Source organism: Oceanimonas sp. MB9, from assembly GCF_011319775.1.
In the GTDB taxonomy this organism is placed as follows: domain Bacteria; phylum Pseudomonadota; class Gammaproteobacteria; order Enterobacterales; family Aeromonadaceae; genus Oceanimonas; species Oceanimonas doudoroffii.
In genome coordinates, this window is record NZ_VFBE01000008.1 from 51,855 (window position 1) to 77,929 (window position 26,075).

At 61.9% G+C, this 26,075-nt stretch carries 29 protein-coding genes and 1 other RNA gene; 24 read left to right on the top strand and 6 right to left on the bottom strand.

The features are described 5' to 3' along the window. The first annotated feature begins 167 nt into the window (after positions 1–167). The 7 genes from mlaF to murA are packed head-to-tail and all read left to right on the top strand — an operon-like array spanning position 168 to position 4,674. Positions 168–968: a phospholipid ABC transporter ATP-binding protein MlaF gene (mlaF, locus tag OJHNALOF_RS11065; protein WP_094201438.1), complete on the top strand. Its 801-nt coding sequence runs from the start codon at positions 168–170 to the stop codon at positions 966–968. Beyond that, entirely contained in the window at positions 958–1,737 is a 780-nt protein-coding gene (gene mlaE / locus OJHNALOF_RS11070; protein ID WP_094201437.1) for a lipid asymmetry maintenance ABC transporter permease subunit MlaE, read from the top strand. The genes mlaF and mlaE overlap by 11 nt, the downstream gene beginning before the upstream one ends. 6 nt (positions 1,738–1,743) lie before the next feature. Next, a complete protein-coding gene (gene mlaD / locus OJHNALOF_RS11075) occupies positions 1,744–2,217 on the top strand; it encodes an outer membrane lipid asymmetry maintenance protein MlaD (protein ID WP_094201436.1) in 474 nt (157 codons plus the stop codon). 22 nt (positions 2,218–2,239) lie between these two features. Continuing rightward, entirely contained in the window at positions 2,240–2,875 is a 636-nt protein-coding gene (gene mlaC / locus OJHNALOF_RS11080; protein WP_370462319.1) for a phospholipid-binding protein MlaC, read from the top strand. Beyond that, entirely contained in the window at positions 2,872–3,156 is a 285-nt protein-coding gene (locus tag OJHNALOF_RS11085) for a lipid asymmetry maintenance protein MlaB (RefSeq protein WP_094201435.1), read from the top strand. Before mlaC ends, OJHNALOF_RS11085 begins: the two co-directional genes overlap by 4 nt. Beyond that, positions 3,143–3,403 carry a BolA family protein gene (locus OJHNALOF_RS11090; RefSeq protein WP_094201434.1) on the top strand — a complete coding sequence of 87 codons (261 nt, stop codon included), beginning with the start codon at positions 3,143–3,145 and terminating at the stop codon, positions 3,401–3,403. The genes OJHNALOF_RS11085 and OJHNALOF_RS11090 overlap by 14 nt, the downstream gene beginning before the upstream one ends. A gap of 11 nt (positions 3,404–3,414) precedes the next feature. Continuing rightward, positions 3,415–4,674, top strand: coding sequence for a UDP-N-acetylglucosamine 1-carboxyvinyltransferase (murA, locus tag OJHNALOF_RS11095; RefSeq protein ID WP_094201433.1), 1,260 nt, complete (start codon positions 3,415–3,417; stop codon positions 4,672–4,674). A 121-nt stretch (positions 4,675–4,795) separates the two neighbouring features. On the opposite strand, the gene degS is transcribed toward murA, so the two are convergent. Together degS and OJHNALOF_RS11105 are read right to left on the bottom strand one after the other, a co-directional pair. Next, the gene (gene degS, locus OJHNALOF_RS11100) at positions 4,796–5,893 is read right to left on the bottom strand and encodes an outer membrane-stress sensor serine endopeptidase DegS (protein ID WP_094201432.1); all 1,098 of its coding nucleotides are present in this window, start codon (positions 5,891–5,893) and stop codon (positions 4,796–4,798) included. A 94-nt stretch (positions 5,894–5,987) separates the two neighbouring features. Next, complete coding sequence (locus tag OJHNALOF_RS11105; protein WP_094201431.1) at positions 5,988–7,340, bottom strand: Do family serine endopeptidase; 1,353 nt, start codon at positions 7,338–7,340, stop codon at positions 5,988–5,990. A gap of 210 nt (positions 7,341–7,550) precedes the next feature. Here OJHNALOF_RS11105 and zapE point away from each other — a divergent pair, with 210 nt between their 5' ends. The 8 genes from zapE (at position 7,551) to OJHNALOF_RS11145 (ending at position 13,753) form a co-directional block, all read left to right on the top strand. Continuing rightward, a complete protein-coding gene (gene zapE / locus OJHNALOF_RS11110) occupies positions 7,551–8,651 on the top strand; it encodes a cell division protein ZapE (RefSeq protein ID WP_165662071.1) in 1,101 nt (366 codons plus the stop codon). A gap of 254 nt (positions 8,652–8,905) precedes the next feature. After that, positions 8,906–9,334: a 50S ribosomal protein L13 gene (gene rplM / locus OJHNALOF_RS11115; RefSeq protein ID WP_094201429.1), complete on the top strand. Its 429-nt coding sequence runs from the start codon at positions 8,906–8,908 to the stop codon at positions 9,332–9,334. A gap of 15 nt (positions 9,335–9,349) precedes the next feature. After that, positions 9,350–9,742 carry a 30S ribosomal protein S9 gene (gene rpsI, locus OJHNALOF_RS11120; protein WP_094201428.1) on the top strand — a complete coding sequence of 131 codons (393 nt, stop codon included), beginning with the start codon at positions 9,350–9,352 and terminating at the stop codon, positions 9,740–9,742. Positions 9,743–10,038: 296 nt separating this feature from the next. Beyond that, entirely contained in the window at positions 10,039–10,629 is a 591-nt protein-coding gene (gene petA / locus OJHNALOF_RS11125; RefSeq protein ID WP_094201427.1) for a ubiquinol-cytochrome c reductase iron-sulfur subunit, read from the top strand. 4 nt (positions 10,630–10,633) lie between these two features. Then, complete coding sequence (locus tag OJHNALOF_RS11130; protein WP_094201426.1) at positions 10,634–11,851, top strand: cytochrome bc complex cytochrome b subunit; 1,218 nt, start codon at positions 10,634–10,636, stop codon at positions 11,849–11,851. Further along, positions 11,848–12,582 (top strand): cytochrome c1, encoded by a 735-nt coding sequence (locus OJHNALOF_RS11135; RefSeq protein ID WP_094201425.1) that lies wholly within the window; start codon positions 11,848–11,850, stop codon positions 12,580–12,582. Before OJHNALOF_RS11130 ends, OJHNALOF_RS11135 begins: the two co-directional genes overlap by 4 nt. A gap of 95 nt (positions 12,583–12,677) precedes the next feature. Then, positions 12,678–13,307: a stringent starvation protein SspA gene (gene sspA / locus OJHNALOF_RS11140; protein WP_094201424.1), complete on the top strand. Its 630-nt coding sequence runs from the start codon at positions 12,678–12,680 to the stop codon at positions 13,305–13,307. A gap of 11 nt (positions 13,308–13,318) precedes the next feature. Next, the gene (locus OJHNALOF_RS11145) at positions 13,319–13,753 is read left to right on the top strand and encodes a ClpXP protease specificity-enhancing factor (protein ID WP_206063684.1); all 435 of its coding nucleotides are present in this window, start codon (positions 13,319–13,321) and stop codon (positions 13,751–13,753) included. A 47-nt stretch (positions 13,754–13,800) separates the two neighbouring features. Here OJHNALOF_RS11145 and dolP read toward each other — a convergent pair whose 3' ends face one another. Genes dolP through OJHNALOF_RS11165 form a run of 4 tightly spaced genes read right to left on the bottom strand, consistent with a single transcriptional unit; the run spans position 13,801 to position 17,123 of the window. After that, complete coding sequence (gene dolP / locus OJHNALOF_RS11150) at positions 13,801–14,379, bottom strand: division/outer membrane stress-associated lipid-binding lipoprotein (protein WP_165662072.1); 579 nt, start codon at positions 14,377–14,379, stop codon at positions 13,801–13,803. Next, positions 14,376–14,972 (bottom strand): SIS domain-containing protein, encoded by a 597-nt coding sequence (locus OJHNALOF_RS11155; RefSeq protein ID WP_165662073.1) that lies wholly within the window; start codon positions 14,970–14,972, stop codon positions 14,376–14,378. Before OJHNALOF_RS11155 ends, dolP begins: the two co-directional genes overlap by 4 nt. Positions 14,973–14,980: 8 nt before the next feature. Further along, a complete protein-coding gene (locus tag OJHNALOF_RS11160; protein WP_094201421.1) occupies positions 14,981–15,349 on the bottom strand; it encodes a YraN family protein in 369 nt (122 codons plus the stop codon). Then, complete coding sequence (locus tag OJHNALOF_RS11165) at positions 15,318–17,123, bottom strand: penicillin-binding protein activator (protein ID WP_240919716.1); 1,806 nt, start codon at positions 17,121–17,123, stop codon at positions 15,318–15,320. Before OJHNALOF_RS11165 ends, OJHNALOF_RS11160 begins: the two co-directional genes overlap by 32 nt. Positions 17,124–17,207: 84 nt before the next feature. Between OJHNALOF_RS11165 and rsmI the strand changes: the two genes are divergently transcribed. The 9 genes from rsmI (at position 17,208) to mraY (ending at position 26,073) form a co-directional block, all read left to right on the top strand. Continuing rightward, positions 17,208–18,047, top strand: coding sequence for a 16S rRNA (cytidine(1402)-2'-O)-methyltransferase (rsmI, locus tag OJHNALOF_RS11170; protein ID WP_094201419.1), 840 nt, complete (start codon positions 17,208–17,210; stop codon positions 18,045–18,047). Between the two features lie 52 nt (positions 18,048–18,099). Then, an RNA gene (gene rnpB, locus OJHNALOF_RS11175) (RNase P RNA component class A) lies at positions 18,100–18,483 on the top strand. Between the two features lie 259 nt (positions 18,484–18,742). Then, complete coding sequence (gene mraZ, locus OJHNALOF_RS11180; protein ID WP_094201418.1) at positions 18,743–19,201, top strand: division/cell wall cluster transcriptional repressor MraZ; 459 nt, start codon at positions 18,743–18,745, stop codon at positions 19,199–19,201. A 2-nt stretch (positions 19,202–19,203) separates the two neighbouring features. Continuing rightward, positions 19,204–20,148, top strand: a complete 945-nt coding sequence (rsmH, locus tag OJHNALOF_RS11185) for a 16S rRNA (cytosine(1402)-N(4))-methyltransferase RsmH (RefSeq protein WP_165662074.1) — start codon at positions 19,204–19,206, stop codon at positions 20,146–20,148. Continuing rightward, positions 20,148–20,459, top strand: a complete 312-nt coding sequence (ftsL, locus tag OJHNALOF_RS11190) for a cell division protein FtsL (protein WP_094201416.1) — start codon at positions 20,148–20,150, stop codon at positions 20,457–20,459. The genes rsmH and ftsL overlap by 1 nt, the downstream gene beginning before the upstream one ends. Then, a complete protein-coding gene (locus tag OJHNALOF_RS11195) occupies positions 20,456–22,204 on the top strand; it encodes a penicillin-binding transpeptidase domain-containing protein (protein ID WP_094201415.1) in 1,749 nt (582 codons plus the stop codon). Before ftsL ends, OJHNALOF_RS11195 begins: the two co-directional genes overlap by 4 nt. Then, complete coding sequence (gene murE / locus OJHNALOF_RS11200) at positions 22,188–23,660, top strand: UDP-N-acetylmuramoyl-L-alanyl-D-glutamate--2,6-diaminopimelate ligase (protein ID WP_240919717.1); 1,473 nt, start codon at positions 22,188–22,190, stop codon at positions 23,658–23,660. Before OJHNALOF_RS11195 ends, murE begins: the two co-directional genes overlap by 17 nt. Beyond that, the gene (gene murF / locus OJHNALOF_RS11205; RefSeq protein WP_165662076.1) at positions 23,657–24,997 is read left to right on the top strand and encodes a UDP-N-acetylmuramoyl-tripeptide--D-alanyl-D-alanine ligase; all 1,341 of its coding nucleotides are present in this window, start codon (positions 23,657–23,659) and stop codon (positions 24,995–24,997) included. Before murE ends, murF begins: the two co-directional genes overlap by 4 nt. Continuing rightward, complete coding sequence (mraY, locus tag OJHNALOF_RS11210) at positions 24,991–26,073, top strand: phospho-N-acetylmuramoyl-pentapeptide-transferase (RefSeq protein ID WP_094201412.1); 1,083 nt, start codon at positions 24,991–24,993, stop codon at positions 26,071–26,073. Before murF ends, mraY begins: the two co-directional genes overlap by 7 nt. Positions 26,074–26,075: the final 2 nt, after the last annotated feature.

Genomic DNA, 26,075 nt, shown 5'->3' on the forward strand with positions numbered 1-26,075 from the left:
CTTCAGGGGCGGCGCCATTATAGAAAAGCCCGCGCCGAGAAGCGACCGGCATGATGCCTGCAGGGGCAGGATTTGGGTGGACAGGGGGTGGCGCAAATTCACCGTCATGCGGTTGCCGATATTCGGCCGAACCCATACAATCCTTTCTTTTTTACGGGGAAGCGAGTGTGAGCCAGAGCCTTGTCGAGATACGGGATCTTTGCTTCAGCCACGGTGATCGTCCTCTCTATGAGGGCATCAACCTGGAAATTCCGCGTGGAAAGATCACCGCCATCATGGGCCCCAGCGGTATCGGCAAGACCACCTTGCTGCGGCTGATCGGCGGTCAGATCAAGCCCGACAGCGGCGAAGTGCTGTTCGACGGCGAGTCGATTCCGTCCCTGGGCCGCAACCGGCTGTATCAGCTGCGCCGGCGCATGGGCATGCTGTTTCAGAGCGGCGCCCTGTTTACCGGCCTGTCGGTGTTTGACAATGTCGCCTTTCCATTGCGAGAGCACAGCGGCCTGCCGGAAGCCATGATCCATACCCTGGTGATGATGAAGCTGGAAGCGGTGGGGCTGCGTGGCGCCGCTCATCTGCTGCCGTCCGAGCTGTCTGGCGGCATGGCCCGGCGCGCGGCGCTGGCACGCAGCATCGCCCTGGATCCGGAGCTCATCATGTATGACGAGCCCTTTGCCGGCCAGGACCCCATCAGCATGGGGGTGCTGGTCAAGCTGATTTCCGAACTCAACCGGGCCCAGCAACTCACCTCTATTGTGGTGACCCACGACGTCGACGAGGTGATGACCATCGCCGATTACGCCTACATCATCGCCAACAAGAAGGTGATAGCGGCGGGCACGCCCGAGGAGCTGAAACGGCACGAGGATCCCCAGGTGGTGCAGTTTCTGCGCGGCAATGCCGACGGCCCGGTGCCGTTTCATTATCCTGCCCCCGATTACAGGGAGTCACTGACCTATGTTGATTGAGGTGATTGGCCGGCTGGGCCGGCAGGGTGTTTCCGGCCTGACCGCCCTGGGCCGGGCCGGGCTGATGCTGACCCACGCTTTGCTGGGGCGGCCCGAGCCGAAAAAGCATTTTCCGCTGCTGGTGCAGCAGTTGCATGTGGTCGGTGTGCAGTCGGTGCTGATCATTCTGGTGTCGGGGCTGTTTATCGGCATGGTGCTGGCGCTGCAGGGCTACAACGTGCTGGTGGACTTCGGTGCCGAAGGCAGCCTGGGTCCCCTGGTATCGCTGTCGCTGCTGCGGGAGCTGGGCCCGGTGGTGACCGCGCTGTTGTTTGCCGGCAGGGCCGGTTCGGCGCTGACCGCCGAGCTGGGCCTGATGAAGGCAACCGAGCAGCTCTCCAGCCTGGAAATGATGGGGGTGGATCCGCTGCGCCGGGTGGTGGCCCCCCGGTTCTGGGCCGGCTTTATCAGCATGCCGCTGCTGGCGTTTCTGTTCAGCATGGTCGGCATCTGGGGCGCCAAGCTGGTAGGGGTAGACTGGTTGGGCGTGGACGAGGGCGGCTTCTGGTCCGCCATGCAGGCGGCGGTCGACTGGCAACAGGACATCATGCAGGGCTTTGTAAAGAGTCTGGTGTTCGCCCTGGTGGTGACCTGGATTGCCCTGTTTAACGGAGTGGATGCCAGGCCCACGGCGGCCGGCATCAGTCAGGCGACCACCCGTACCGTGGTTCATTCATCTCTGGCGGTGCTGGGGCTCGATTTCGTGCTCACCGCCATCATGTTCGGGTAAGCGATAATGAAATACAGCAAACTGGAATTCAGCGTCGGCTGCTTTATGCTGGCCGGCATCGGCGCCCTGCTGCTGCTGGCGTTTAAGGTGGCGGGGGTGAGTGTCAACGGTCAGGGGGAGACCTATACCCTGTATGCCCGCTTTGACAATATCGGCGGCCTCAAGGTGCGCTCTCCCATCAAGGTGGGAGGCGTGGTGGTAGGGCGGGTGGCCGACATCAGCCTGGATGCCAAGTCCCAGGTGCCCGTGGTGACCCTGGCGGTGAACCGGGAGGCGGGGGAGTTTGCCGAGAGCAGCACCGCCGCCATTCTCACCTCCGGCCTGCTCGGCGAACAATACCTGGGCATTACTCCGGGCTTTGCCGACGAGGACATGGGCATCGGCATGCTGGCGGACGGCGACACCATCGCCGATACGCAATCCGCCCTGGTGTTGGAAGAGTTAATCGGCAAGTTTATTTATTCCATCGGTAAAGACTGAACCGGCATATTCCCGAGGAGGAATCATGAAAAAACAACTGATGTCCTGGCTGCTGGTGCTGGCCGGCCTGTTTGCGCTGCCGGCCATGGCCGCCACCGACCCCTATGTGCTGGTGGATCAGGTGGCCCAGCGCACCTTTGACCGGCTTGAGCAGGAACAGGGCGAAATCTCGTCCAACCCCGAGCACCTGCGCACCATAGTGCGGGAAGAAATGCTGCCGGCGGTGGATGTGCGCTATTCCGCCTATCGGGTGATCGGCAGCCAGCTCAAGCAGACCACCGCCGAGCAGCGTGAGCGGTTTGTTTCCGCCTTCAGCGACTACCTGGTGGTGACCTATGCCGATGCCCTGGCCGCCTACAAGGAGCAGACCGTGAACATCGGCAAGGGCCAGGCCGGCGCCGATGACAAGCAGGCCACGGTGCCGGTGACGGTGCTGGAACCGAACAAGCCCGAAATTCGCCTGGAGTTCAAGCTGCGCAAAAACAGCAATACCGGCGAGTGGAAGGTATTTGACATGATTGCCGAAGGCATCAGCCTGCTCTCTGCCAAGCAGTCGGAGCTGAGCGGCCTGATCCGTCAGAAGGGCATCGATGCGGTAAGCAGCCAGCTGCATGAGCTGACCAGCAAGCCGGTGACCCCGCTGGAAACCGGGCAATGAAACTGACTCGAGCCCTGACCCGCGAGCAGCTGCCCGCCTGGTGGGCCGAACGAAACACGCTGTTTGCCGAGTGTTCAGCCGATCTGAGCGCCGTTGAGCGCATCGACTCGGTGGGGCTGGCGCTGCTGGTGCAGTGGAGCCAGCACTTGGCCGGCCGCGATAAGCGGCTGGCGCTGATCGCGCCGCCCGACAGTTTTTATCCCCTTGCCGATTTATACGGGGTTGCCTCGCTGTTCGAGCTGCCCAAAAACGATTCCCGGAGCCAACATGGATCTGAATAACGAAGTAGAACGCCGCCTGCGCGATGCGCTGGAGCTGGACGAGCTGTATGTAAAAAGCGAAGGTGACCACTTTCAGGTGATCGCCGTGTCCGGCATCTTTGCCGACATGAGCCGGGTCAAGCGTCAGCAGGCGATCAACGGCCCGCTGATGGATCTGATCGCCCAGAACGCCATTCACGCCTTGAGCGTCAAGACCTTTACTCCCGAGCAGTGGGCCCGGGAACGCAAATTTATCATGCCGTCCTGACAGGAGCACGAATGGACAAGTTCAAAATTCAGGGCCCTTGCCGGCTTGCCGGTGAGGTGACCATCTCCGGTGCCAAAAACGCCGCCCTGCCCATATTGTTCGGCACCCTGTTGTGTGACGAGGCGATACACCTTTCCAATGTGCCCCGGTTGAAGGACGTGGATACCACCCTGCAACTGCTGGCGACCATGGGCGTGGACGTCAAGGTCAATGGTGACGTCACCGTGCTCGCCGGCGCCGTTAACAGCCACATTGCCCCCTATGAGCTGGTACGCACCATGCGTGCCTCCATTCTGGCCCTGGGGCCGCTGGTGGCCCGTTTCGGCAAGGCCGACGTGTCCCTGCCCGGCGGCTGCGCCATCGGCGCCCGCCCGGTCAACCTGCATATTCACGGCCTGGAGCAAATGGGCGCGAAGATTCGCGTTGAAGACGGCTACATCAAGGCCCGGGTCGACGGCCGCCTGAAGGGCGCCCACATTTTGATGGACATGGTCAGTGTGACCGGTACCGAAAACCTGCTGATGGCGGCGGTGCTGGCGGAAGGCCGCACCATTATCGAAAACGCCGCCCGGGAGCCGGAAGTGGTGGATCTGGCCAACTTCCTCAACGGCCTGGGTGCCAACATTCAGGGCATTGGTCAGGACACCCTGATCATCGACGGCGTCGACGCCCTGCACGGTGGCAGTTACAGCGTGCAGCCGGATCGCATCGAAACCGGTACCTTCCTGGTGGGAGCGGCGGTCACCGGCGGTGACATCACCTGCCGCAACACCGATCCGCATCTGTTGGAAGCGGTACTGGTCAAGCTGCGGGAAGCGGGCGCCCTGGTGGAAACCGGTGCAGACTGGATTCGCCTCGACATGACCGGTCGTACCCTGAAGCCGGTGGACATCAAGACCGCCCCCTATCCGGCCTTTCCCACCGACATGCAGGCCCAGTTCACCGTGCTCAATGCGGTGGCCAAGGGCGTGGGCCAGGTGACCGAGACCATCTTTGAAAACCGCTTTATGCACGTGCCCGAGCTCAACCGCATGGGCGCCCATATCGAGCTCAATGGCAACATGGCCATTTGCGGCGACACCGAGCAGCTCACCGGCGCCACCGTGATGGCCACGGATCTGCGCGCTTCTGCCAGCTTGGTGCTGGCCGGTTTCGTGGCGGAAGGCACCACCATAGTGGATCGCATCTACCACATCGACCGCGGCTACGAGGTCATCGAAGCCAAGCTTTCCGCCCTGGGCGGCAATATCGAGCGGATTAAGGGCAACTGAGGCTTTAGGCCATAAGCTGAAAGCTATCGGCTGTTCCAGTGAGACGGCGGGCAAAATGAAAAGGGAAGACATGGATGTGTCTTCCCTTTTTTTATTCGCAAGGCTAGGTTTCTTGCCGCCTTCAGCGCAGGCGCTGAAAGCGGCGATCCTCTTCGATCAGCACCGGCAGGGTAAGGGTTTTTCCATCCCGCAGCAGGGTCACGCGAATCTCGGTGCCGGGCCGGGTTTCCGCCACCATGTCCATGGCGTGGCGCGTATTGCCGATGGGTTTGCCGTCGATGGCCAGCAGCACATCGCCGCTTTCTATGCCGGCCTTGGCGGCCGGGGCGCTCGGGCTGACGTTGTCGACATAAATGCCGGTTCTATCGTTGAGGTTGAGCAGCCGGGCCATGACCGGGGGAATGTCGGCGCCGCCGATGCCCAGATAGCCGCGAATGACCCGGCCGTTGGCGATCAGGGCCTCCATAATGCGTCGGGCCAGTCCGTAGGGAATGGCAAAGCTGATGCCGTAGCTTTCCTGGTGGGCCACGCTCTGAAACGACGCGGTGTTGATGCCCACCATTTCGCCATAGACGTTGACCAGGGCTCCACCGGAGTTGCCGGCGTTAACGGCGGCGTCGGTCTGCAGCAGATCCTGGCGGCCGTTGCTGTCCGGGCCCATGCTCGACAGGCCGGTGCGGCCGGTGGCGCTGATAATGCCCTGAGTGATGGTCTGGCCGACATTATAGGGATTGCCGATGGCCAGGACGATATCGCCCACCTGTGTATTGAGTTGTTCACTTTGGGGAATCACCGGCAGTCGCTCGGCGGCAATTTTCAGCACCGCCAGATCCGTGGGCACATCAAAGCCGATGACCTCTCCGGCCAGAATGCGGCCGTCCTGCAATGCCACTATGACCTGATCGGCCTCGGCGATAACATGGTAATTGGTGAGCACGTGGCCCGCCGCCGACATAATGACCCCGGAGCCCAAGCCGGTGGCACTCAGCTCCGGGCTGGCGCTGCCCTGCTGAAAGCTGCGAGTGTAAATATTGACCACGGCGGGACCGGCGCGGCTGGCGGCATAGGCAAAGCTGGCCACACCCACCTGGGGCGTGCGCCACCAGTGTTCCAGCGACTGGGTGCGCAGCTGAGGGAACAGCAACAGCAGCAGGGCGGCCATCAGTACCCCGTAGAGGGTGGCCTGAAACAGGTATTTGAGCAGGGTGGCTGGCCGCATGTCGTCAAGTGATGGCTGCAAGGTGCGCCAAGCATAACATAAGCGGCCGGGGATGGGAGTCTGCCGGCGGCAGACTCCCTTTGGTGTCAGGGGGTTATCTCAGCACCAGGTAGATGGAGGAGTTGCCGCGCTGAATGTTGAGCGCCAGCACTTCCGGCTTGGCTTCAATAATCTGGCGCAGTTCACCCAGCTCCTTCACCCGCTTGCGGTTGACGCCGATAATGACGTCACCTTCCTCCAGCCCGGACAGGGCGGCGGGGGAGCGGGGCGCCACCTCGGTCACCCGGACACCGCGCACGCCGCCATCGTTGTTGGCCAGAGACGCGCCCTCCAGGGCCTGATGCAGGGTGTTGGCCGCCACCTGCTGCTCGCTGGCGTGGTCCAGGGTGACCTTGACGGTTTTTTCCCGGCCATCCCGAAACAGTCCCAGCTCCACGGTACGGTCGGCGCCCATGGTGGCGACCTTGGCACGTAATTCGCCAAAGGAGCGAATGGGCTTGCCGTCCAGGCTGATGATGATGTCCCCGGCCTTGAGTCCGGCCTCGGCGGCGGCGGAGTCTTCCAGCACCTGGCTGACAAAGGCGCCATGCTGGCTGCGATAGCCAAAGGTGCGCGCCAGTTCGGAGGTGAGCTCGCCGCCCATGACGCCCAGCACGCCCCGGCGTACTTCGCCGTATTCCAGGATCTGATCCGCCAGGTTTTTCACCATGTTGGCGGGAATGGCAAAGCCAATGCCGATGTTGCCGCCGCCTGGGCCGAGAATGGCGGTGTTGATGCCCACCAGGTTGCCTTCCAGATCGAGCAGGGCGCCACCGGAGTTGCCGGAGTTGATGGCGGCGTCGGTCTGAATGAAGTTTTCCAGGTTCTCTACGTTCAGGCCGGTGCGCCCCAGTGCACTGATTACGCCTGTGGTCACGGTCTGGCCCAGGCCAAAGGGGTTGCCGATGGCAATGGCGAAATCCCCCACGCGCAGCTTGTCGGAGTCGGCAAAACCGATTTCCACCAGGTTGTCGGCGTCCACCTTGAGCAGGGCGATGTCGGATTCCTTGTCGGAGCCGATCAATTCGGCCTCGTATTCCTGGCCGTCGATCAGGGTGATCAGGATCTTGTCGGCGTCCTCGATGACGTGGTTGTTGGTGATCACATGGCCCTTGTCGGCGTCGATGATGACTCCGGAGCCTAGGGCCTGAAAGGGCCGTTCACGCACCTGCTCGCCGGGCATGTTGGGACCAAAGAAAAAGCGGAACGGCTCGGGCAGCACCTGGCGGCTGACCTTGCTGCCGGATACCGAGATATTGACCACGCCCGGGCTGACCTTTTCCACCACGGGGGCCAGGCTGTTGATCTCGCTGCCGGCGCCAAAGGGCAGGGCGGCCTGGGCGGCGGGCAGGGTGGCCAGGCCAAGGCTCAGGGCCAGGGCGGAAAGCAGGGGGAGTCGACCTTTCATGCATATGCTCCTCAGTGTAAAACGACAAATGCCGCAAATTGCTTGTTCAGACTGATCGCCGTGAGCGGAGTTCCGTACTGGCGTGTCAAACGGCGCTGTTTTCATTAATTGTGCTTTTTGTGTGGAAGATCAAGCCGCTGCCGCCCACACCTTGCCCGGATCCGGCCCCGGCCATACACTGGTGGCCTTCGCGTTCACTCAGAAACTGTCATGACCCCCAGCAGCAAATACCAGGCGGATCTGACCCGCCCCGACTTTGTGCACGACCCGGCCCAGGCCGAGGCGGTGTCCCATTTGCAGCGTCTTTACGATGAACTTACGGCCCCGCCGGCGGTCACGCCCCGTCCCAGCCTGTGGCAACGGCTCACCGGCCGCGCCGAGGCGCCGGCGGCAACCATTCGCGGCCTTTATTTCTGGGGCGGCGTGGGCCGGGGCAAAACCTACCTGGTGGATACGTTTTACGACTGCCTGCCCTTTGAACGCAAGCTCAGGGTGCATTTTCATCGTTTTATGGTGCGGGTGCACGACGAGCTGCAAAGCCTGAAGGGCCAGGCCGACCCGCTCAAAATAGTGGCCGAGCGACTGGCACGGGATGCCCGCGTAATCTGTTTTGACGAGTTTTTCGTGTCCGATATTACCGACGCCATGATCCTCGGCACCCTGTTTGAATACCTGTTCGGTCATGGCGTGATCCTGGTGGCCACCTCCAATATTCCTCCCGACCAGCTGTACCGCAACGGCCTGCAGCGCGCCCGTTTTCTGCCCGCCATTGCCCTGATCAAGGCCAACTGTGACATCGTGAATGTGGACTCGGGCACCGATTACCGGTTGCGCACCCTGCAGCAGGCGGAGATTTACCATCATCCCCTCGATGCCCAGGCCAGTGCCAACCTGGAACAGTATTTTGCCCGCCTGTGCAACGAGCCCGGTCGCTGGGGTGCCGACATCGAGGTCAACCACCGTCGATTGAGTACCATCGCCGAGGGTGACGGCGTGCTGTATATCGGTTTTGATGCATTGTGCCAAACGGCCCGCTCCCAGCTTGACTACATTGAGCTGGCCCGCTGCTACCACACGGTATTGCTGGCGGAAGTGCAGCCCATGGACGGCAATACCGACGATGCCGCCCGCCGTTTTATCGCCATGGTGGACGAGTTCTACGAGCGCCACGTTAAACTGATCATCTCGGCGGCGGTGCCCATGACCGACCTGTATGGGGAAGGACGGCTCAATTTCGAGTTTCGGCGCTGCCTCTCGCGGCTGACCGAAATGCAGTCCCATGAATATCTTGCCAGAGAGCACCTTCCTTAGTCACAATATGCGCCCTCCGATCCGAGGCATGGTCGTGAGGAAAGGGCGGGCGAGCCGGCCGGTTTCAACGGGCATTGAAATTAGCAGGTGATTTTTAAGGCAACTTTACCTATAATCGCCCGGCCCACGTTACACAGCCGCCGATAAGGTGGCATCACAGTAAGCAGACAGCTACTCGAAGGGGTAGGGGGTCTGGTCGTGTTTTGCGCATGTGCGCAAGTGTAGGATTCATTTTCAGTAATTTGGGTTCATCCATGAAAACTTTTGTTGCTAAGCCAGAAACCGTCAAGCGTGACTGGTATGTTGTTGATGCAGAGGGCAAAACTCTGGGTCGTCTGGCCACCGAGATCGCCCGCCGCCTGCGCGGTAAGCACAAGCCGGAATTCACTCCTCACGTTGACTGCGGTGACTACATCATCGTTATCAATGCCGAGAAGGTACAGGTTACCGGTAAGAAAGCGTCTGACAAGATTTACTACTCTCACTCCGGCTTCCCGGGTGGCATCAAGTCCATCAGCTTCGAAAAGCTGATCGACCGCAAGCCCGAGATGGTAATCGAGTCTGCCGTACGCGGCATGCTGCCCCGCGGCCCCCTGGGTCGTGCCATGTACCGCAAGATGAAAGTCTATGCGGGCAGCCAGCACAACCATGCTGCGCAACAACCTCAAGTACTTGACATCTAAGGCGGGATTAGGCAAATGGCAGAAACTCAATACTACGGTACCGGCCGTCGCAAAAGCTCCACTGCGCGCGTATTCGTAAAGGCGGGCAGCGGTAACATCGTTATCAACCAGCGTTCACTGGATCAGTACTTCGGTCGTGAAACCGCCCGCATGGTGGTACGTCAGCCGCTGGAACTGACCGAGCTGAGCGAAAAGCTGGACCTGTACATCACCGTATCCGGTGGTGGCATCTCCGGTCAGGCCGGCGCCATCCGTCACGGTATCACCCGTGCACTGATGCAGTATGACGAGACCCTGCGCGGTTCCCTGCGCAAGGCCGGCTTCGTGACTCGTGACGCCCGTCGCGTTGAGCGTAAGAAAGTTGGTCTGCACAAGGCGCGTAAGCGTCCCCAGTTCTCCAAGCGTTAATTGGGACAGCAGTCTTGTATTTAAAAGCCCGGGTTTCCCGGGCTTTTTTATTATGAAAAGCCGCCGTTCACGGATTAATGACTTGTTGGTTATTTGTTGATTTGGAACAAATTCTGCCGCCATATATGCGAGCTGCGGCACTTCGGGTGTCCTTGTAAAAGACACCGCTTTTCATTAGAATTTCCGGGTTTTTTTGTGGCAATTGAAACCATGATATCCGCCGCGATTGTCACACCGCAGTATCAATGCATGGAACGAAAAATAAATGCGCGGAGACCAAATGGGAGAGTTTTTGGATGAGCAATGCGCCAGTTGATACCGGTCGCCGCAGGTTTCTGACCTGGTCAACCGCTGTTGTGGGCGGGGCCGGAGCCGCTTTCGCCGCTGTGCCCTTTATCGCATCGTGGAACCCGAGCGCCAAGGCCAAGGCCGCCGGTGCTCCGGTAGAAGTCGACATCAGTAAAATGGAACCCGGTCAGTTGATTCGGGTGGAATGGCGTGGCAAACCGGTATGGGTTGTGCGCCGCAGTCAGGAAATTCTGGATGGCCTGCCCAAGCATGACAACCAGTTGCGGGATCCTGCCTCTGAGCAACCGCAACAGCCCGGTTATGCCCAGAACAGCTACCGCTCCATCAAGCCCGAGGTGTTTGTGGCCGTGGGCCTGTGTACCCACCTGGGTTGCTCGCCCACCTATCTGCCCGATAGCTTCGGTGAGCAGGTACAGGGTGTGAGCTCCGGCTTTTTCTGCCCCTGTCACGGCTCCAAGTTCGATATGGCCGGCCGCGTGTTCCAGGGGGTTCCCGCTCCGCTGAACCTGGTCATTCCCCCTTATTACTATGTCAACGACGCCACCATACTGGTGGGTGAAGACAAGGAAGGAGCCTAACACCATGCTGGGTAAACTCGTAAGCTGGATCGACGAGCGCATTCCGATGACGGCGACCTACAACAAGCATGTAGGTCAGTATCCCGCGCCCAAGAACTTTAACTTCTGGTACTTCTTTGGCTCCCTGGCCATGCTGGTACTGGTGAACCAGATCCTGACCGGTATCTGGCTGACCATGAACTACAACCCGTCCGGTGAAGGCGCCTTTGCCTCCATCGAATACATCATGCGGGACGTGGAATACGGCTGGCTGCTGCGCTACATGCACAGTACCGGTGCCTCCGCCTTCTTCGTGGTGGTTTATCTGCACATGTTCCGTGGCCTGATCTACGGCTCCTACCAGAAGCCCCGTGAACTGCTGTGGCTGTTCGGCATGCTGATCTTCCTGGTGCTGATGGCGGAAGCCTTTATGGGCTACCTGCTGCCCTGGGGCCAGATGTCGTTCTGGGGTGCCCAGGTGATTATCTCGCTGTTCGGGGCCATTCCGGTGATCGGCGATGATCTGACCTTGTGGATTCGGGGTGACTACGTTATCTCCGGCGCCACCCTGACCCGCTTCTTCGCGCTGCACGTGATCGCCCTGCCGTTGGTGCTGGTGATCCTGGTGTTCCTGCACATCGTCGCCCTGCACGAAGTGGGTTCCAACAACCCCGACGGTATCGACATCAAGAAAAACAAGGACGAGAACGGCTGGCCGAAAGACGCCATTCCCTTCCACCCCTACTACACCGTGAAAGACATCGTGGGTGTGGCCGGATTCCTGTTCTTCTTTGCCTTTGTGATCTTCTTTATGCCCGAAGGCGGCGGCTACTTCCTGGAAGCGCCGAACTTTGAAGCGGCCAACGGCCTGAAGACGCCCGAGCACATTGCGCCGGTATGGTACTTCACTCCGTTCTACGCCATTCTGCGGGCGGTACCCGACAAGCTGATGGGCGTTATTCTGATGGGCCTGTCCATTGCCGTGCTGTTCGTGTTGCCCTGGCTGGATCGCTGCAAGGTGCGTTCCTTCCGCTACCGCAGCAAGCTGCACCTGCTGAACATCATTCAGTTTGTGATCTGCTTTATCATTCTGGGTATTCTGGGCGCGCTGCCGTCCACGCCGGTACTGACGCTGCTGGCCCAGGTGACTTCCTTCGGCTATTTCGCCTTCTTCGTGCTGTTGTTTTTCTACAGCAAAAACGAAAAAACCAAGCCGCTGCCAGAGAGGGTAACGTTCAAATGAAAAGGATAGTTGTTGCATTGTTTGCGCTGTTGCCGGCCCTGACCTTTGCCGCTGGCAGCAACGTTCACCTCGACGAGGCGGACTACGACCTGGCCGACAAGGCCTCGCTGCAAAACGGCGCCAAGTTGTTCATGAACTACTGTTCCGGTTGTCACAGCACTCAGTATCAGCGGTATAACCGTGTGGCCGAGGATCTGGGCATTCCGGAAGACGTGATGCAGGCCAACCTGAACTTCACCGGTGTGGCCATCGGTGATCTGATGGAAAATGCCATTCCTGAAGCCGACGCCGCCAACTGGTTTGGCGCCGCGCCGCCGGATCTGACCCTGGTGGCCCGGGTACGTGGCGCCGACTGGCTGTACACCTACCTGCGGTCCTTTTACAAGGACGACAGCCGTCCGTTTGGCGTGAACAACCTGGTGTTCCCTTCCGTGGGCATGCCCCACGTACTGGAGCCGCTGCAGGGCACCGCTACCCTGAAGACCGAAACCCGTACCGTGGACGGTCAGCAGGTAGTGACCCCGGTGGGCATCGAGACCGAGGGCAACGGCGAGCTGACCACCGCCGAGTATGATCAGGCCGTGCTCGACATCGTCAACTTCCTGGTGTACTCCGGTGAGCCGGTTAAGCTGGAGCGTCAGCGCCTCGGCTACTGGGTGCTGGGCTTCCTGGCCATCTTCTTCGTCATCGCCTATATGCTGAAGAAGGAATACTGGCGTGACGTGCACTGATTGAGACATTAGACATCGTCTAAGCTGAACAGGGAGCGGCAATGGAGCTGACAGGCTACCGTTGCCGTTCCCATTTATGATTTGCGGAGGATTCAATGGCAGTTGCGGCCAACAAACGTTCCATCATGACGCTGTTTTCGGGCGCCGATGACATCTACAGCCACCAGGTGCGCATTGTGCTGGCAGAAAAGGGCGTCAGTGTGGAGATCAGTCAGGTTGAGCCTGACAACCTCCCCGAGGATATGCTGGAGCTGAACCCCTACGGCACCGTGCCGACCCTGGTCGATCGGGAGCTGGCGCTTTACGAGTCGCGCATCATCATGGAATACCTGGACGAGCGTTTTCCCCATCCGCCGCTGATGCCGGTCTATCCGGTGGCCCGGGGCAACAGCCGACTGATGATGCACCGCATCGATCGGGACTGGTATTCACTGGTGGAGCGCATTCAGCGCGGCGACAAGGCCGACGACGCCCGTAAGGAGCTGCGTGAGGCGCTGCTGTCCATTGCCCCGGTGTTTGCCGAGTATCCTTTCTTCATGAGCGAAGAGTTCAGCCTGGTCGACTGCTATATGGCACCCCTGCTGTGGCGGCTGCCGTCCCTGGGCATTGAGCTGTCCGGCCGTGGTGCCAAGGATCTCAAGACCTACATGATGCGGCTGTTTGAGCGCGACTCCTTTCAGGCCTCACTGACCGAAGCCGAACGCGATATCGGTGGCAAGGTGTGAATATGGAGCAGATGACCCCCAGCCGTCCTTATGTGCTGCGGGCCTTTTACGACTGGCTGCTGGACAACGAGCTGACACCGCATCTGCTGGTGAATGCCGAAGTGCCTCATACCGAGGTGCCGCGGCAATATGTGAATGACGGCCAGATCGTATTGAATATTTCGCCCAGCGCCGTGGTGGGCCTGCACATGGACAACGAAGCGGTCAGCTTCAATGCCCGCTTTGGCGGCCAGCCGTTGCAGGTTTACATTCCCATGGCGGCAGTGGTGGCCATTCAGGCCCGTGAAAACGGTGCCGGTACCTTCTTTCCGCCGGAGCCCGCCTACGAGGCCTGGCTGGAAGCCGCCAGCGACGAGGTGCCCGAGCCGGAGGCGGCCACGCCGCCGGAGATGGACGGCACTCAGCCGCCGCGCAAGGGCAGGCCCAACCTCAAGGTCATCAAGTAATAAAAAACGCAGCCAAATGGCTGCGTTTTTTATTACCGTGCCCTGGCTCAGGGAGCGGCTTGCACGAATTCAAACATGGTCATCACCTGGCGCACGCCGGCAATGCTGCGGGTCATCTGCACGGCGATGTCCCCTTCCTTCTGGGTGACCAGGCCGATCAGGAACACCTCACCGTTTTCGCTCACCACCTTGAGCTTGGAGCCGTCGATGTTTTTCTCCGCCAGCAGGGTGCTTTTGACCTTGGAGGTCAGCCAGGTGTCCTTGCTCTGTTGGGTCAGGGAGAGGGGCTGGCCGATGCGTACCTCGTTGAACACCTCGGTCACCCCGGGCACGCCCCGGACTATCTCCTCGGCCCGGGCCCGGTAGGCCTCGGTGGGAGCCTGGCCGATCAACAGCGTCTTGCCATTGGTGGTGATCACGGCAAAGCGGCTTTCGTTCCACATCGGCTTTTCCTCGCCCAGCCGGTGCAGGGCGCGCATTTCAATGGTCTGATCGCTGAGCTGGGTGCCCAGGGTGCGCCTGTCGGTGATCACGTTGGCGCCGGTGGCGCCGCCGGCGGCCACCAGGCCGGCACAGCCCTGCAGCAGGGCGAGAGAGGTCAGCAGCACGGCCGCTGTCTTGTTCATGGTCTGTCCTCCTGGCTGGGAAACAGGGTGCGGTCAATCAGATCGCACAGGCAATGCAGGGTGAGCAGGTTCACCTCGTGAATACGTGGCGCACGCAGTGCCGGCACGCGAATTTCCACGTCGTTGGGGCCGAGCAGGCCGGCCAGCTCGCCGCCGTCGCCGCCACTCAGGGTCACTATGGTCATGTCCCGGCTCAGCGCCGCTTCGGCGGCCTTGATCAGATTTCGGCTGTGGCCGCTGGTGGAGATCACCACCAGCACATCGCCGGCCTGGCCCAGGGCCCGTATCTGACGGGCGTAGGCGTCGTCAAAATGGTGATCCACGGCAATGGCGCTGATGCTGCTGGTGTCCAGGGTCAGGCACATGGCCGGCAGCGCCGGGCGCTCGGTTTCGTAACGGTTGATCAGTTCGCTGACGAACAACTGGGCCAGGGCATTGGAGCCGCCGTTACCGCATACCAGCAGCTTGTTGCCGTTGAGCAGGCACATCACCATCATCTGGGCGGCGGCCAGAATGTCGTCGGGCAAGGCCTCGGCGGCGGCGATCTTGGTCTGAATGCTTTCGGTAAAGCTGGCTTTGATTTCTTCCTGCATGAGGCTCCTCAAAAGGCGTTGGGTATCCAGTTGATCTGGTCGCCGTCGCAGGCGACCAGATCGAAACGACAGGGCTGGTGTGCTTCGTTCAGCCCCTTCATGTGCAGATAGCTGAGCGCGGCGCGGCGCAGCCGTTGTTGCTTGGCGCCGGTCACCGACACCGCGGCGCCGCCAAATTGCCGGCTTTGGCGGTAGCGGACCTCCACAAACACCAGGGTGTCCCCCTGGCGCATGATGAGATCGATTTCGCCCAGTTTGCACTGGTAGTTACGGGCCACCGGCTGCAGCCCCTGAGTGCGCAGGTAGTCTTCGGCCCGGCGCTCATGGAAGGCGCCATGGGCACGCTTATTGTTGCCCGGGGGGAATCCAGTCGCCATTGCTGTATTCCATCCATTGCAGCCGGCGCTGCACCACGCCCTCGGGAGAGATCGTCAGGGCACCGGTCAGTGCCGGCACCGCCGGGCTTCCCTGGCGCAGGGCCGGCAGTTGCGGCACTAGGGTAAGGGCGTCATAGCCGAGGGCGAACAGCCGCAGCCAGGCGGTGCTGGCGTTGGGCCACAGGCTCAGGACTTCCTCCTTCAGCTGGGGGGCGCCGTCAAACAGCCAGGGCATGTCAGCCAGCCGCAGCCCGGCCAGTTCGCCCATGGGGGCCTCGCCCGGGGGCAGGTAGCTGCGGGATATCACATAGGTGGGCAGGCGGGCGGCCCGACTGTCCCGCACAAAGTCGAAGTAGGGCAGAATAAACCGGGTTTCGGCGGCGTTGGTCACCATGAACACCGCGTCTATCGGCCTGGCTTCGGGCACCAGGCCGGGCTCACCGTTGACCGGCAACACCTGGCCGGCCGTCGCCGGGCGGCGGCTCAGGGCCCGGCGAACGTCACCCTCTATGCCGGCCTGATTGCTGAAGTAACCGAGAATGGCGGCGCGACCGCTCAGGGCCTGCCACTGGCGATCGAACTCCGCCGCCACTCGGCGACCCAGTTCGTTGGCCGGGGCGAACACCAGGGGCTGCCGGTGGCCGTTGTCCCACATCTGCCGGGCGGCATCGGCGGCCTCGGCGTCGGGAGACAGGGAGAAATAGTAAAGGTGGGCCAGGCCGGGCTGGTAGGCGGGCTGGTTCAGTGCCAGTACCGGCATGGCCGGATCCTGACGCAGCAATGCGTCCACATTGTCTTTCAGCAGCGGACCGATGATGAAGTCGGCGCCTGATGCCAGCACCTGCCGGTGCAGGGCGGCCATGTCATTGCCGGCGCTGTCAAAGAAGCTGAGCCGGGAAGACTGGCCCTGATGGGCTGCCAGCACGCCGTTGCGCACCGCCTCGCCCTGCTCCGCCAGCCGCCCGGACAGGGGCAGCAGCACGGCGATGTGGCTTGGGCGGTAGTCCGCCGCCGGGGCCGTGGTCAGGGTGCCGGGCAGGTAATGACGGGCGGGGTGCTCGGGATAGCTGCTGCTCCATGAGGCCAGCTGCCAGTCGCGCTGGGCCGCGGGCAGATCGGCGGCGTTCAGAATGCTCATCAGCCGGAACCAGCCATTGGCGTCGGCGGACTGATCGTCCCCTTGGGCGCGGCGCAGCTCGGGCGGCGACAGGGTGGCCAGCAATCGGTGAATACGTTCCCGGTTGCCATCCTGCTCGGTGGCGGCCAGGCCGGCATGACGGGCGATCAGTGCCGAGGCCGCCGCCACCGTCTGCTGCAGATCCTCGTGGGCATTGGCCTTGAGCAGCCAATAGTAGTTTTGCCCGCTGGTGGTCAGCCGAGTCCGGTCGAGCCCCTGCAGCAGTTGCAGGGTACGTCCGGGATCCTGGCCCACCAGGGCGTCGGCGGCCTGCAGCATGGACACCACGGGCCGTTGCGACAAGGTGGCGACCTGGTCCAGCTCGGCCATCAGGGCATTAGCCTGATCACGCTGGCCCTGCTGCAACCAGGCGCGTACCGCCAGCACACGCCAGGCGAAGGCGTCGGCTCCGGTGGCTACACCGGCCTGGGCCGAGTACTGTTCGGCAGGGCGGTCCAGCGGGCTGAACAGATCCGGTGCCGGCTCCGGGGTTACCCCGGTTTGCAGCAGGCCGGAGCCGCAGGCGGCCAGAACGGATGAAAGCACCAGGGTGCACAGCAGTCGTGTTACACTGGCCCATTGTGTTTGAGTTGCCAATCCCTTATTTCCCATGCTGAGTCATTCTGGTCCTAAGTGTAATCGGGCCGGGACGGTGAAACAATTGCTTGCACAGGAGTCGCCATGAGCCAGACCGCCGCCCTTTATATCGTGCCCACCCCCATTGGTAATCTGAGTGATATCAGCCAGCGCGCCCTGGACACCCTGCGCCAGGTGGATGTGATCGCCTGCGAAGACACCCGGCACACCGGCAAGCTGCTGTCCCACTATCAGATAGGCACGCCCACCTGGGCGCTGCACGATCACAATGAACAGCACAAGGCCGAGCAGCTGGTGGGCCGGTTGCAGGAGGGCAAGAGCATCGCCCTGGTGTCGGATGCGGGCACGCCGCTGATCAGTGACCCGGGCTATCACCTGGTCAATCGCTGCCGTGAGGCGGGGGTGGCGGTGGTGGCGCTGCCCGGACCCTGTGCCGCGGTCACCGCCCTGTCGGCGGCCGGCCTACCCACGGATCGCTTTGTGTTCGAAGGCTTTTTACCGGCCAAGGACAAGGCGCGCCACGACAAGCTGGAAAGCCTCAAGGATGAACCCAGAACCATGGTGTTTTACGAGTCTCCCCGCCGGCTGCTCGATACCGCGGCGGCGCTGGTGGCGGTGATGGGCCCGGAACGCCGAGTGGTGGTGGCTCGGGAGCTGACCAAGACCTTTGAAACTATTCAGGGCCTGCCGGCGGGCGAAATGCTGGACTGGCTGAAGGAAGACGCCAACCGCTGCCGGGGCGAGATCGTGCTGATGGTGGCCGGGCACAAGGCCGAGGCCGATGCCCTGCCGGTGCCGGCGTTGAAGACCCTGGCTCTGCTCAGTGCCGATCTGGGCTTGAAAAAGGCGGCGGCGCTGACCGCCGAGATTCACGGCCTGAAAAAGAATGCCCTGTACAAATACGGCCTGGAAGCCGGGCTCTGAGCCGGCAGAATAGCGCTGGCGCCGCTGGCCGGGCTGAGGTACACTGCGCAGCCGAGCTGGCCGGACAATCGCTGCCTCGTCGTTGTGTCTTCGGGCAGACGGGCGAGGGGGAGGAAAGTCCGGGCTCCACAGGGCAGGGTGCCAGGTAACGCCTGGGGGGCGTGAGCCCACGACCAGTGCAGCAGAGAGCAAACCGCCGATGGCCTTCGGGCACAGGTAAGGGTGAAAGGGTGCGGTAAGAGCGCACCGCGCGGCTGGCAACAGTCCGTGGCACGGTAAACTCCACCCGGAGCAAGACCAAATAGGCCTCCTACAGGCGCGGCCCGCGCTGGAGGCGGGTAGGTTGCTGGAGCCGGCGAGCGATCGCCGGCCTAGAGGAATGATTGTCAATCGGGCTTGCCCGATACAGAACCCGGCTTACAGGCCAGCTCAACCTAATTTCATGAACGCAGCCATTCGGCTGCGTTTCTCTTTTTTTGGCGCTGTTTTTTGTGTCGGTCATCTTATTTTCATCCCTGTTTATTTAAAAAAATCTCCATATAAAACAGCCACCTGTTTTTTTATTTCCGACTCATCGGAATCCTTTGTCGTGAGCGACTATTTCCTTGCTTGAAATGCCGGTATTGCCTCCTTACACTTGGTGTGGTGGGAAAAAGTGGATTTTTGTGGAACAAAGGAATCAACAGGGACTCTGAATGCTGCGTGGTGCGCACGCCATCAGCCTGGACAGTAAAGGGCGGCTGGCAATACCAACCCGATATCGAGGGCCGTTGCATGATGAATGCGACGGCCTGCTGGTATGTACCATCGATATCAGCCACCCCTGCCTGCTGCTGTATCCCCTCACCGAATGGGAGCTGGTAGAGAAAAAGCTGCGCAGCCTGTCGAGCACCCAGCCCCAGGAACGGCGCCTGCAGCGCCTGCTGCTGGGACATGCGGCCGAATGCGAGCTGGATGGCAATGGCCGCATGCTGGTGCCGGGGCCGCTCAGGCAGCACGCGGCACTGGAAAAAAAAATCATGCTGGTGGGGCAGCTCAACCGTTTTGAAATCTGGAGTGAGCACCGCTGGCAACAACAAATAAATGACGATTTGCTGGCCCTTCCCGAGGAAGGCTGGGAATCCTCAGAACGATTGCGGGACTTTTCGCTATAACAATGAGTGAACAACAGGCACACATCACCGTTCTGCTTGAAGAAGCAGTGACCGGTCTTAATATTCGCCCCGACGGCATCTATGTGGACGGCACCTTTGGCCGCGGCGGCCACTCGCGCCATATTTTGTCAAAGCTGGGGCCAAATGGTCGTTTGCTGGCCATTGACCGGGATCCGGCGGCCATTGCCGAGGCCGCGCAAATTACCGACCCGCGTTTTCAGATTCTGCACGGCCCCTTTTCGCGTCTGGCAGAGATGATGGAAACCGAGGGCCTCACCGGCACGGTTGACGGTGTGCTGCTCGATCTCGGGGTGTCGTCGCCCCAGCTGGATGACGCCGAGCGCGGCTTCAGCTTTCAGAAGGACGGTCCCCTCGACATGCGCATGGATCCCACCAGCGGACAGAGTGCCGCCGACTGGCTTAACTATGCCGACATGGACGACATCGCCTGGGTGCTGAAGACCTTTGGCGAGGAGCGTCATGCCCGCAAGATTGCCCGGGCCATAGTGCACGACCGCCAAACCACGCCCTGGACCCGCACCCGTCAGCTGGCGGAAATGATCGCCCGGGTCAACCCGAGCAAGGAAAAGAACAAACACGCCGCGACCCGCAGTTTTCAGGCCATTCGCATCTACATCAACAGCGAGCTGGACGAAATCGAGCAGGCGCTGAACGGTGCCCTTCGTGTGCTGACCCCGGGCGGCAGGCTGTCGGTAATCAGCTTCCACTCCCTGGAAGATCGCCTGGTCAAACACTTCATTCGCAAGCATGAAAAAGGACCCGAGGTGCCGCCTGGACTGCCCCTGACCGAGGCGCAGCTGGCCGGTGGCCGTTCGCTCAAGAGCGTAGGCAAGGCGCAAAAGCCGTCGGCCGAGGAAGTGAATGCCAACCCCAGGGCCCGCAGCTCGGTATTGCGGGTAGCCGAACGGCTGGAGACCGCTGAGTAATGGAAAGCCGCATCAACCTGGCCCGGGAAGTCGGGCGGGATCTGTGGCGATACAAATGGCTGCTGCTGTTGGCGGTGGCCACCGTGGTGTCGGCCATGACGGTGATCGTGGTGACCCATGGCACTCGGCAGCTGACCAGTGAATACAACGAGCTGATGGCCGAGCAGGACAAGCTCGACATCGAGTGGCGCAACCTGCTGCTGGAGCAGAATACCCTGATGGAGCACAGCCGTGTCGAGGCCCTGGCCCGGGACAAGCTGGGCATGTACCGTCCGAATCCGGGCAAGGAAAAACTGGTGATGGAACCATGAGCAGGCGTAACCGGCAAAAAAAAGAGCCACTGCTGGCACTGGGGCGCTTTCACTTTACCTGCGCCGTTATTCTGCTGGCTTTTTTCGCCCTCTTTGCCCGGGCCGCCTGGATCCAGGTGATCTCGCCGGATCGGCTGCGGTTGGAGGGGGATCTGCGCTCCCTGCGATCCGCCGCGGTCAGCAACACCTCCCGAGGCATGGTCATGGATCGCAACGGCGAAGAGCTGGCGGTGTCGGTGCCGGTGCAGGCGGTGTGGGCCGATCCCAAACAGATCCACGCCGAGCGCAGCCTGGATCGGGAGCAGGCCTGGCAGGCCCTGGCCGAGGTGCTGGGAGTGCCCCATGACCGGCTGTTGGCCAGGGTGGAAAACCCCAAACGCCGTTTTGTTTACCTGCAACGCCAGGTAACCCCGGCGGTGGCCGAATACATTCGCAAGCTGCGCCTGCCGGGCGTTCACCTGCGTCCGGAAGAGCGCCGTTTTTACCCCACCGGCGAGATCAACGCCCACTTGGTGGGCATGACCAATATCGACGGCAACGGCATCGAGGGCATAGAGCGGGCCTTTAATGACTGGCTCACCGCCCAGCCCGGCGAGCGCAAGGTGCGCAAGGATCGCATGGGCCGAGTGATCGAGGATCTGGGGGTGGTGTCGGAAGCGCGCCAGGCCAACAACATCGAACTGACCATAGATCAGCGCATTCAGGCCCTGGCCTACCGTTCGCTCAAGCGCGCCTTTGAATTTCACCGGGCCACCTCGGCCTCGCTGGTGATGCTGGACGTCAAGACCGGCGAGGTGCTGGCCATGGTCAACGCGCCGTCGTTCAACCCCAATAACCGCAGTCAGTATCAGGGTTTTCGTGCCCGCAACCGGGCGGTGACCGATACCTACGAGCCCGGCTCCACCCTTAAGCCGATGATAGTGGTCAGTGCCCTGGAAAACGGTGTGGTCAAGGCCAACAGCATGATCGACACCAGCCCGGGCTGGATGCGGCTGGGCGGCAAGCGGGTGGCCGATACTCGCAACCTGGGCAACATCAGTGTGGAAACTGTGCTGCAGCGCTCATCCAACATGGGCATGGTGCGCATGGCCATGGAGGAAACCCCGGAGCAATTGCTCGATACCCTGTACCGCTTTGGCCTGGGCATTGACTCGGGCATGGGCCTGGTGGGCGAAAGCACCGGCATGGTGCCCCAGCGCCGGCGCTGGTCCGATATTGAGCAGGCCACGCTGTCGTTTGGCTATGGGGTAACGGTTACTCCGCTGCAACTGGCCCAGGCCTATGCCATTCTGGCCAACGGCGGCGTGCGCCATCCGCTGACCATTATCAAGCGCAGCCAGCCGCCGGCAGGCGAGCAGGCGGTGCCCCGGCAGCATGCCGAGGCCGTAATGCACATGCTGGAAAGCGTGGTGGGTCCGGGCGGCACCGCCCGCAATGCCGCCATCGCCGGTTACCGGGTGGGCGGCAAGACCGGCACCTCGCGCAAGGCCATTGCCGGAGGTTACGGCAGCGATTACGTGGGTCTGTTTGCCGGCGTGGCGCCGCTCAGCGATCCGCGCCTGGCCCTGGTGGTGGTGATCAACGAACCCCAGGGCGATCAGTATTACGGTGGTCAGGTGGCGGCCCCGGTGTTTGCCGAGGTGATGAGTGGCGCCCTGCAGCTGCTCAACATTCGCCCCGATGCCGCCACCGAAGAACAATTCCAGCTGGCAGGACAGGAGGCAGCACTTGTCCCTCACACTTAGAGAGCTGGCGGTGTCCCTGGGTCATTCGGCCCCGGCCATCGCCATTGAAAAGATCACCCTCGACAGCCGCCGGGTCAGTCCCGGCAGCCTGTTTATTGCCGTTAAAGGTCATCACATCGATGGTCGTCAGTTTATCGACAGCGCCCTGCAGCAGGGCGCGGCGGCGGTGATTCACCAGGTCGACAGCGCCGAGCAGGCCGGCCTGAACCCGCAGGATCATCGCCTGCTGGGAGTGCACCGACTGCCGGAGCAGCTGTCCCGGCTGGCCGGCGCCTTTTACGGCGAGCCTTCACAGCAACTGCAACTGGTCGGGGTCACCGGCACCAATGGCAAGAGCACCGTCTCCCAGCTGATTGCCCACTGGAGCCAGCTGCTGGGCACTACCACCGGGGTGATGGGCACCCTTGGAAACGGCCTGTGCGGCCAGCTGCAGGCGGCGGTCAATACCACCGGCTCGGCGCTGGAAGTGCAGCACACTCTGGCCGGGCTGCTTGACGCCGGTGCTGCGCGCGTGGCGATGGAAGTGTCGTCCCACGGCCTGCATCAGCACCGGGTGGCCGCGCTCGATTTTGACGTGGCGGTGTTTACCAACCTGAGCCGGGATCACCTGGATTATCACGGCACCATGGCGGAATACGGCGAAGCCAAACGAGGCCTTTTTGAGCTGTGCCGGCGCAGCCGGGTGATCAACGCCGATGACGTGCTGGGCCGGCGCTGGCTGGGCCGCTATTCCGACGCCGTGGCCTACAGCCTGCACGGCCGCCTGGCGGATTTCCCCGGGCGTCAGCTGGTGGCGGAAACGGTACATTTTTATGGCGACGGGGTGAAAGTGACCATTAACTCCGACTGGGGGAATGGTGTATTATCCGCCCCCCTGATCGGCCGTTTCAACGTGGCCAACCTGCTGGCGGCCATGGGGGCACTATTGGAGCTGGGTGAGTCTTTCGAGCGCCTGCTGGAAACGGCGCCAAGACTGACCGGTGTGGCCGGGCGCATGGAGCCCTTTACCGCCCCGGGCAAACCGCTGGTGGTGGTGGATTATGCCCACACGCCGGATGCCCTGGAGCAGGTACTGCAGGCGCTGCGTCAGCATTGCCGGGGTCGGCTGTGGTGCCTGACCGGATGCGGCGGTGATCGGGACAAGGGCAAGCGGCCGCTGATGGCGGCGGCGGCCGAAAGCGCCGCCGATGTGGTGATCCTGACCGATGACAATCCGCGCACCGAGTCGCCCGAGGCCATTATCGCCGATATGCGGGCCGGTCTGAGCTCGCCGGATGAGGCCATCGTCATTCATGCCCGCGCCGACGCCATCGCCCATGCCCTGGAGGCGGCGGACGAGCGGGACATCATATTGGTAGCAGGCAAGGGCCATGAGGATTATCAGATAGTGGGCACCCAAACCATACATTACAGCGACCGGGAAACCGTGGCCGCGCTGCTGGGAGAGGTTCAGTGATCGCCGTTTCCCTGAGCCGGCTGGCCGATGCTTCTGGCGGCGAGCTGCGCGGCACCAACCGCGACATTCTGGCGGTGTCTACCGACAGCCGCCAGCCCATGCATGAGGGCTGCCTGTTTGTGGCGCTGTCCGGCGATCGCTTTGATGCCCACGACTTTGCCGAACAGGCGGTGAAACAGGGCGCTGCTGCCCTGCTGGTTGAGCGCTGGCTGGAGCTGGATTTACCCCAGATCCGCGTGGCCGATACGCGGCTGGCGCTGGGCGTGCTGGGCGGCCTGGTGCGTGAACAAAGCCATGCTCGCGTGCTGGCCATCACCGGCAGCTGTGGCAAGACCACGGTGAAGGAAATGGCCGCCAGCATACTGCGCCAGAAAGGCGAGGTGCTGGCCACCAGGGGCAACCTCAACAATGAAATCGGCGTGCCCCTGACCCTGTGCGAGCTGACCGATGCCATCGACTATGCGGTGATCGAGCTCGGCGCCAATCACATCGGCGAAATTGCCTGGACCAGCTCGCTGGCAAAGCCCCATGTGGCATTGATCAACAACGTGGAAGCCTCGCACCTGGAAGGGTTCGGCTCGCTGGAAGGCATTGCCCAGGCCAAGGGAGAAATCTACGGCGGCCTGGAGCCCGGTGGGGTGGCTATCGCCAATGGCGACAGCCCCTTCTGCAGCCTGTGGAAACAACAGGTGGAGCTGACGTATTTCGGCGAGCGCCGTGAATACCAGGCCCGCCAGGTGACCCTGGATGCCGCCGGCTGTGCCCGTTTTCGGCTGCTGACGCCTCAGGGCGAGGTGGACGTGCAGTTGCCGGTGCCCGGCAGGCACAACGTGGCCAATGCGCTGGCCGCCGCCGCCGGTACCGAACAGCTGGGCGCCAGCCTGGAGGACATTGCGACCGGACTTGCCGCCTTTGATCAGGCCAAGGGCCGGTTGCAGGTATGGACGCGACCCGGTCTGACGGTACTGGATGATACCTATAACGCCAGCGTCGCGTCGGTACTGGCGGGGCTCGATACCCTGGCCAGCCTGCCGGGTTACCGTATTTTCGTGTTTGGTGACATGGCCGAGCTCGGGGATTACAGCCGCGACATGCATGTCAGGGTGGGCGAGCATGCCCGCAAGCTTGGCATTGACGCCGTGCTGACCGCGGGTGAAGACAGCCGGCACACGGCCACGGCGGCTCAGGGCCGTCATTTCGACAACAAGCAACAACTGTGGCCAGCGCTGAAGGCAGAACTGGCGGCACACAACAAGGTGGTAGTTTTGGTCAAGGGTGCACGCAGTGCCCGGATGGAAGACATGGTCCGGGCCATTTGGGAGGGCGAGCTATGCTAGTCTGGCTGGCGGAATGGCTGACCCCCCACTTCGGGTTTTTCAACGTATTTTCCTATCTCACCTTCAGGGCCATCGTCTCCATCCTGACCGGCCTGCTGGTATCGCTGTGGATAGGCCCCCGGCTCATTCGCCGGCTGCAGAAACTGCAGATTGGCCAGGTGGTGCGCAACGACGGTCCCGAGTCCCACTTCAGCAAGGCCGGCACCCCCACCATGGGCGGCCTGATGATCCTTATCGCCATCTTCGTGTCGGTGCTGCTGTGGGCCCGGCTGTCGAATCCCTATGTGTGGGTGGTGCTGTTTGTGTTGGGCGCCTTTGGTGCCATCGGCTTTGTCGATGACTACCGCAAGGTGGTGCGCAAGAACACCGATGGCCTGATTGCGCGCTGGAAATATTTCTGGCAGTCGGCGGCGGCGCTGGCGGCGGCGGGCTTTGTCTACTGGATTGCCCAGGAGCCGGCCCAGACCCAGCTGGTGGTGCCCTTTTTCAAGGATGTCATGCCCCAGCTCGGGCTGTTCTTCGTGGTGCTCAGCTACTTCGTGATCGTGGGCTCCAGCAATGCGGTCAACCTCACCGACGGCCTCGACGGCCTGGCCATCATGCCCACCGTCATGGTGGCGGCGGGCTTTGCCCTGGTGGCCTGGGCCACCGGCAACGTCAATTTCGCCGAGTACCTGCACATTCCCTACGTAGCCAATGCCGGCGAGCTGACCGTGGTATGTACCGCCATCGTCGGTGCCGGCCTCGGCTTTTTGTGGTTCAACACCTTTCCCGCCCAGGTGTTTATGGGCGATGTGGGCTCCCTGGCGCTGGGCGCTACCCTGGGGGTGATTGCTGTGCTGGTGCGCCAGGAATTTCTGCTGGTGATCATGGGCGGCATCTTCGTGATCGAGACCCTGTCGGTGATCCTGCAGGTGGGATCCTACAAGCTGCGGGGCCAGCGTATTTTCCGCATGGCGCCCATTCATCATCATTACGAGCTGAAAGGCTGGCCCGAGCCCAGAGTGATCGTTCGCTTCTGGATCATCACCCTGATGCTGGTGCTGACCGGCCTGGCCACCCTGAAGCTGAGATAACG

Coding starts and splice junctions, on each gene's coding strand:
- OJHNALOF_RS11195 (WP_094201415.1), top strand. CDS start 20,456: ATGAGCAGGCGTAACCGGCAAAAAAAAGAGCCACTGCTGGCACTGGGG.
- mlaD (WP_094201436.1), top strand. CDS start 1,744: ATGAAATACAGCAAACTGGAATTCAGCGTCGGCTGCTTTATGCTGGCC.
- sspA (WP_094201424.1), top strand. CDS start 12,678: ATGGCAGTTGCGGCCAACAAACGTTCCATCATGACGCTGTTTTCGGGC.
- OJHNALOF_RS11090 (WP_094201434.1), top strand. CDS start 3,143: ATGGATCTGAATAACGAAGTAGAACGCCGCCTGCGCGATGCGCTGGAG.
- ftsL (WP_094201416.1), top strand. CDS start 20,148: ATGGAAAGCCGCATCAACCTGGCCCGGGAAGTCGGGCGGGATCTGTGG.
- rsmI (WP_094201419.1), top strand. CDS start 17,208: ATGAGCCAGACCGCCGCCCTTTATATCGTGCCCACCCCCATTGGTAAT.
- rsmH (WP_165662074.1), top strand. CDS start 19,204: ATGAGTGAACAACAGGCACACATCACCGTTCTGCTTGAAGAAGCAGTG.
- OJHNALOF_RS11145 (WP_206063684.1), top strand. CDS start 13,319: ATGACCCCCAGCCGTCCTTATGTGCTGCGGGCCTTTTACGACTGGCTG.
- degS (WP_094201432.1), bottom strand. CDS start 5,893: ATGCGGCCAGCCACCCTGCTCAAATACCTGTTTCAGGCCACCCTCTAC.
- rplM (WP_094201429.1), top strand. CDS start 8,906: ATGAAAACTTTTGTTGCTAAGCCAGAAACCGTCAAGCGTGACTGGTAT.
- OJHNALOF_RS11130 (WP_094201426.1), top strand. CDS start 10,634: ATGCTGGGTAAACTCGTAAGCTGGATCGACGAGCGCATTCCGATGACG.
- mlaE (WP_094201437.1), top strand. CDS start 958: ATGTTGATTGAGGTGATTGGCCGGCTGGGCCGGCAGGGTGTTTCCGGC.
- zapE (WP_165662071.1), top strand. CDS start 7,551: ATGACCCCCAGCAGCAAATACCAGGCGGATCTGACCCGCCCCGACTTT.
- petA (WP_094201427.1), top strand. CDS start 10,039: ATGAGCAATGCGCCAGTTGATACCGGTCGCCGCAGGTTTCTGACCTGG.
- OJHNALOF_RS11085 (WP_094201435.1), top strand. CDS start 2,872: ATGAAACTGACTCGAGCCCTGACCCGCGAGCAGCTGCCCGCCTGGTGG.
- OJHNALOF_RS11135 (WP_094201425.1), top strand. CDS start 11,848: ATGAAAAGGATAGTTGTTGCATTGTTTGCGCTGTTGCCGGCCCTGACC.
- mraZ (WP_094201418.1), top strand. CDS start 18,743: ATGCTGCGTGGTGCGCACGCCATCAGCCTGGACAGTAAAGGGCGGCTG.
- OJHNALOF_RS11160 (WP_094201421.1), bottom strand. CDS start 15,349: ATGGCGACTGGATTCCCCCCGGGCAACAATAAGCGTGCCCATGGCGCC.
- dolP (WP_165662072.1), bottom strand. CDS start 14,379: ATGAACAAGACAGCGGCCGTGCTGCTGACCTCTCTCGCCCTGCTGCAG.
- murA (WP_094201433.1), top strand. CDS start 3,415: ATGGACAAGTTCAAAATTCAGGGCCCTTGCCGGCTTGCCGGTGAGGTG.
- mraY (WP_094201412.1), top strand. CDS start 24,991: ATGCTAGTCTGGCTGGCGGAATGGCTGACCCCCCACTTCGGGTTTTTC.
- rpsI (WP_094201428.1), top strand. CDS start 9,350: ATGGCAGAAACTCAATACTACGGTACCGGCCGTCGCAAAAGCTCCACT.
- OJHNALOF_RS11155 (WP_165662073.1), bottom strand. CDS start 14,972: ATGCAGGAAGAAATCAAAGCCAGCTTTACCGAAAGCATTCAGACCAAG.
- OJHNALOF_RS11105 (WP_094201431.1), bottom strand. CDS start 7,340: ATGAAAGGTCGACTCCCCCTGCTTTCCGCCCTGGCCCTGAGCCTTGGC.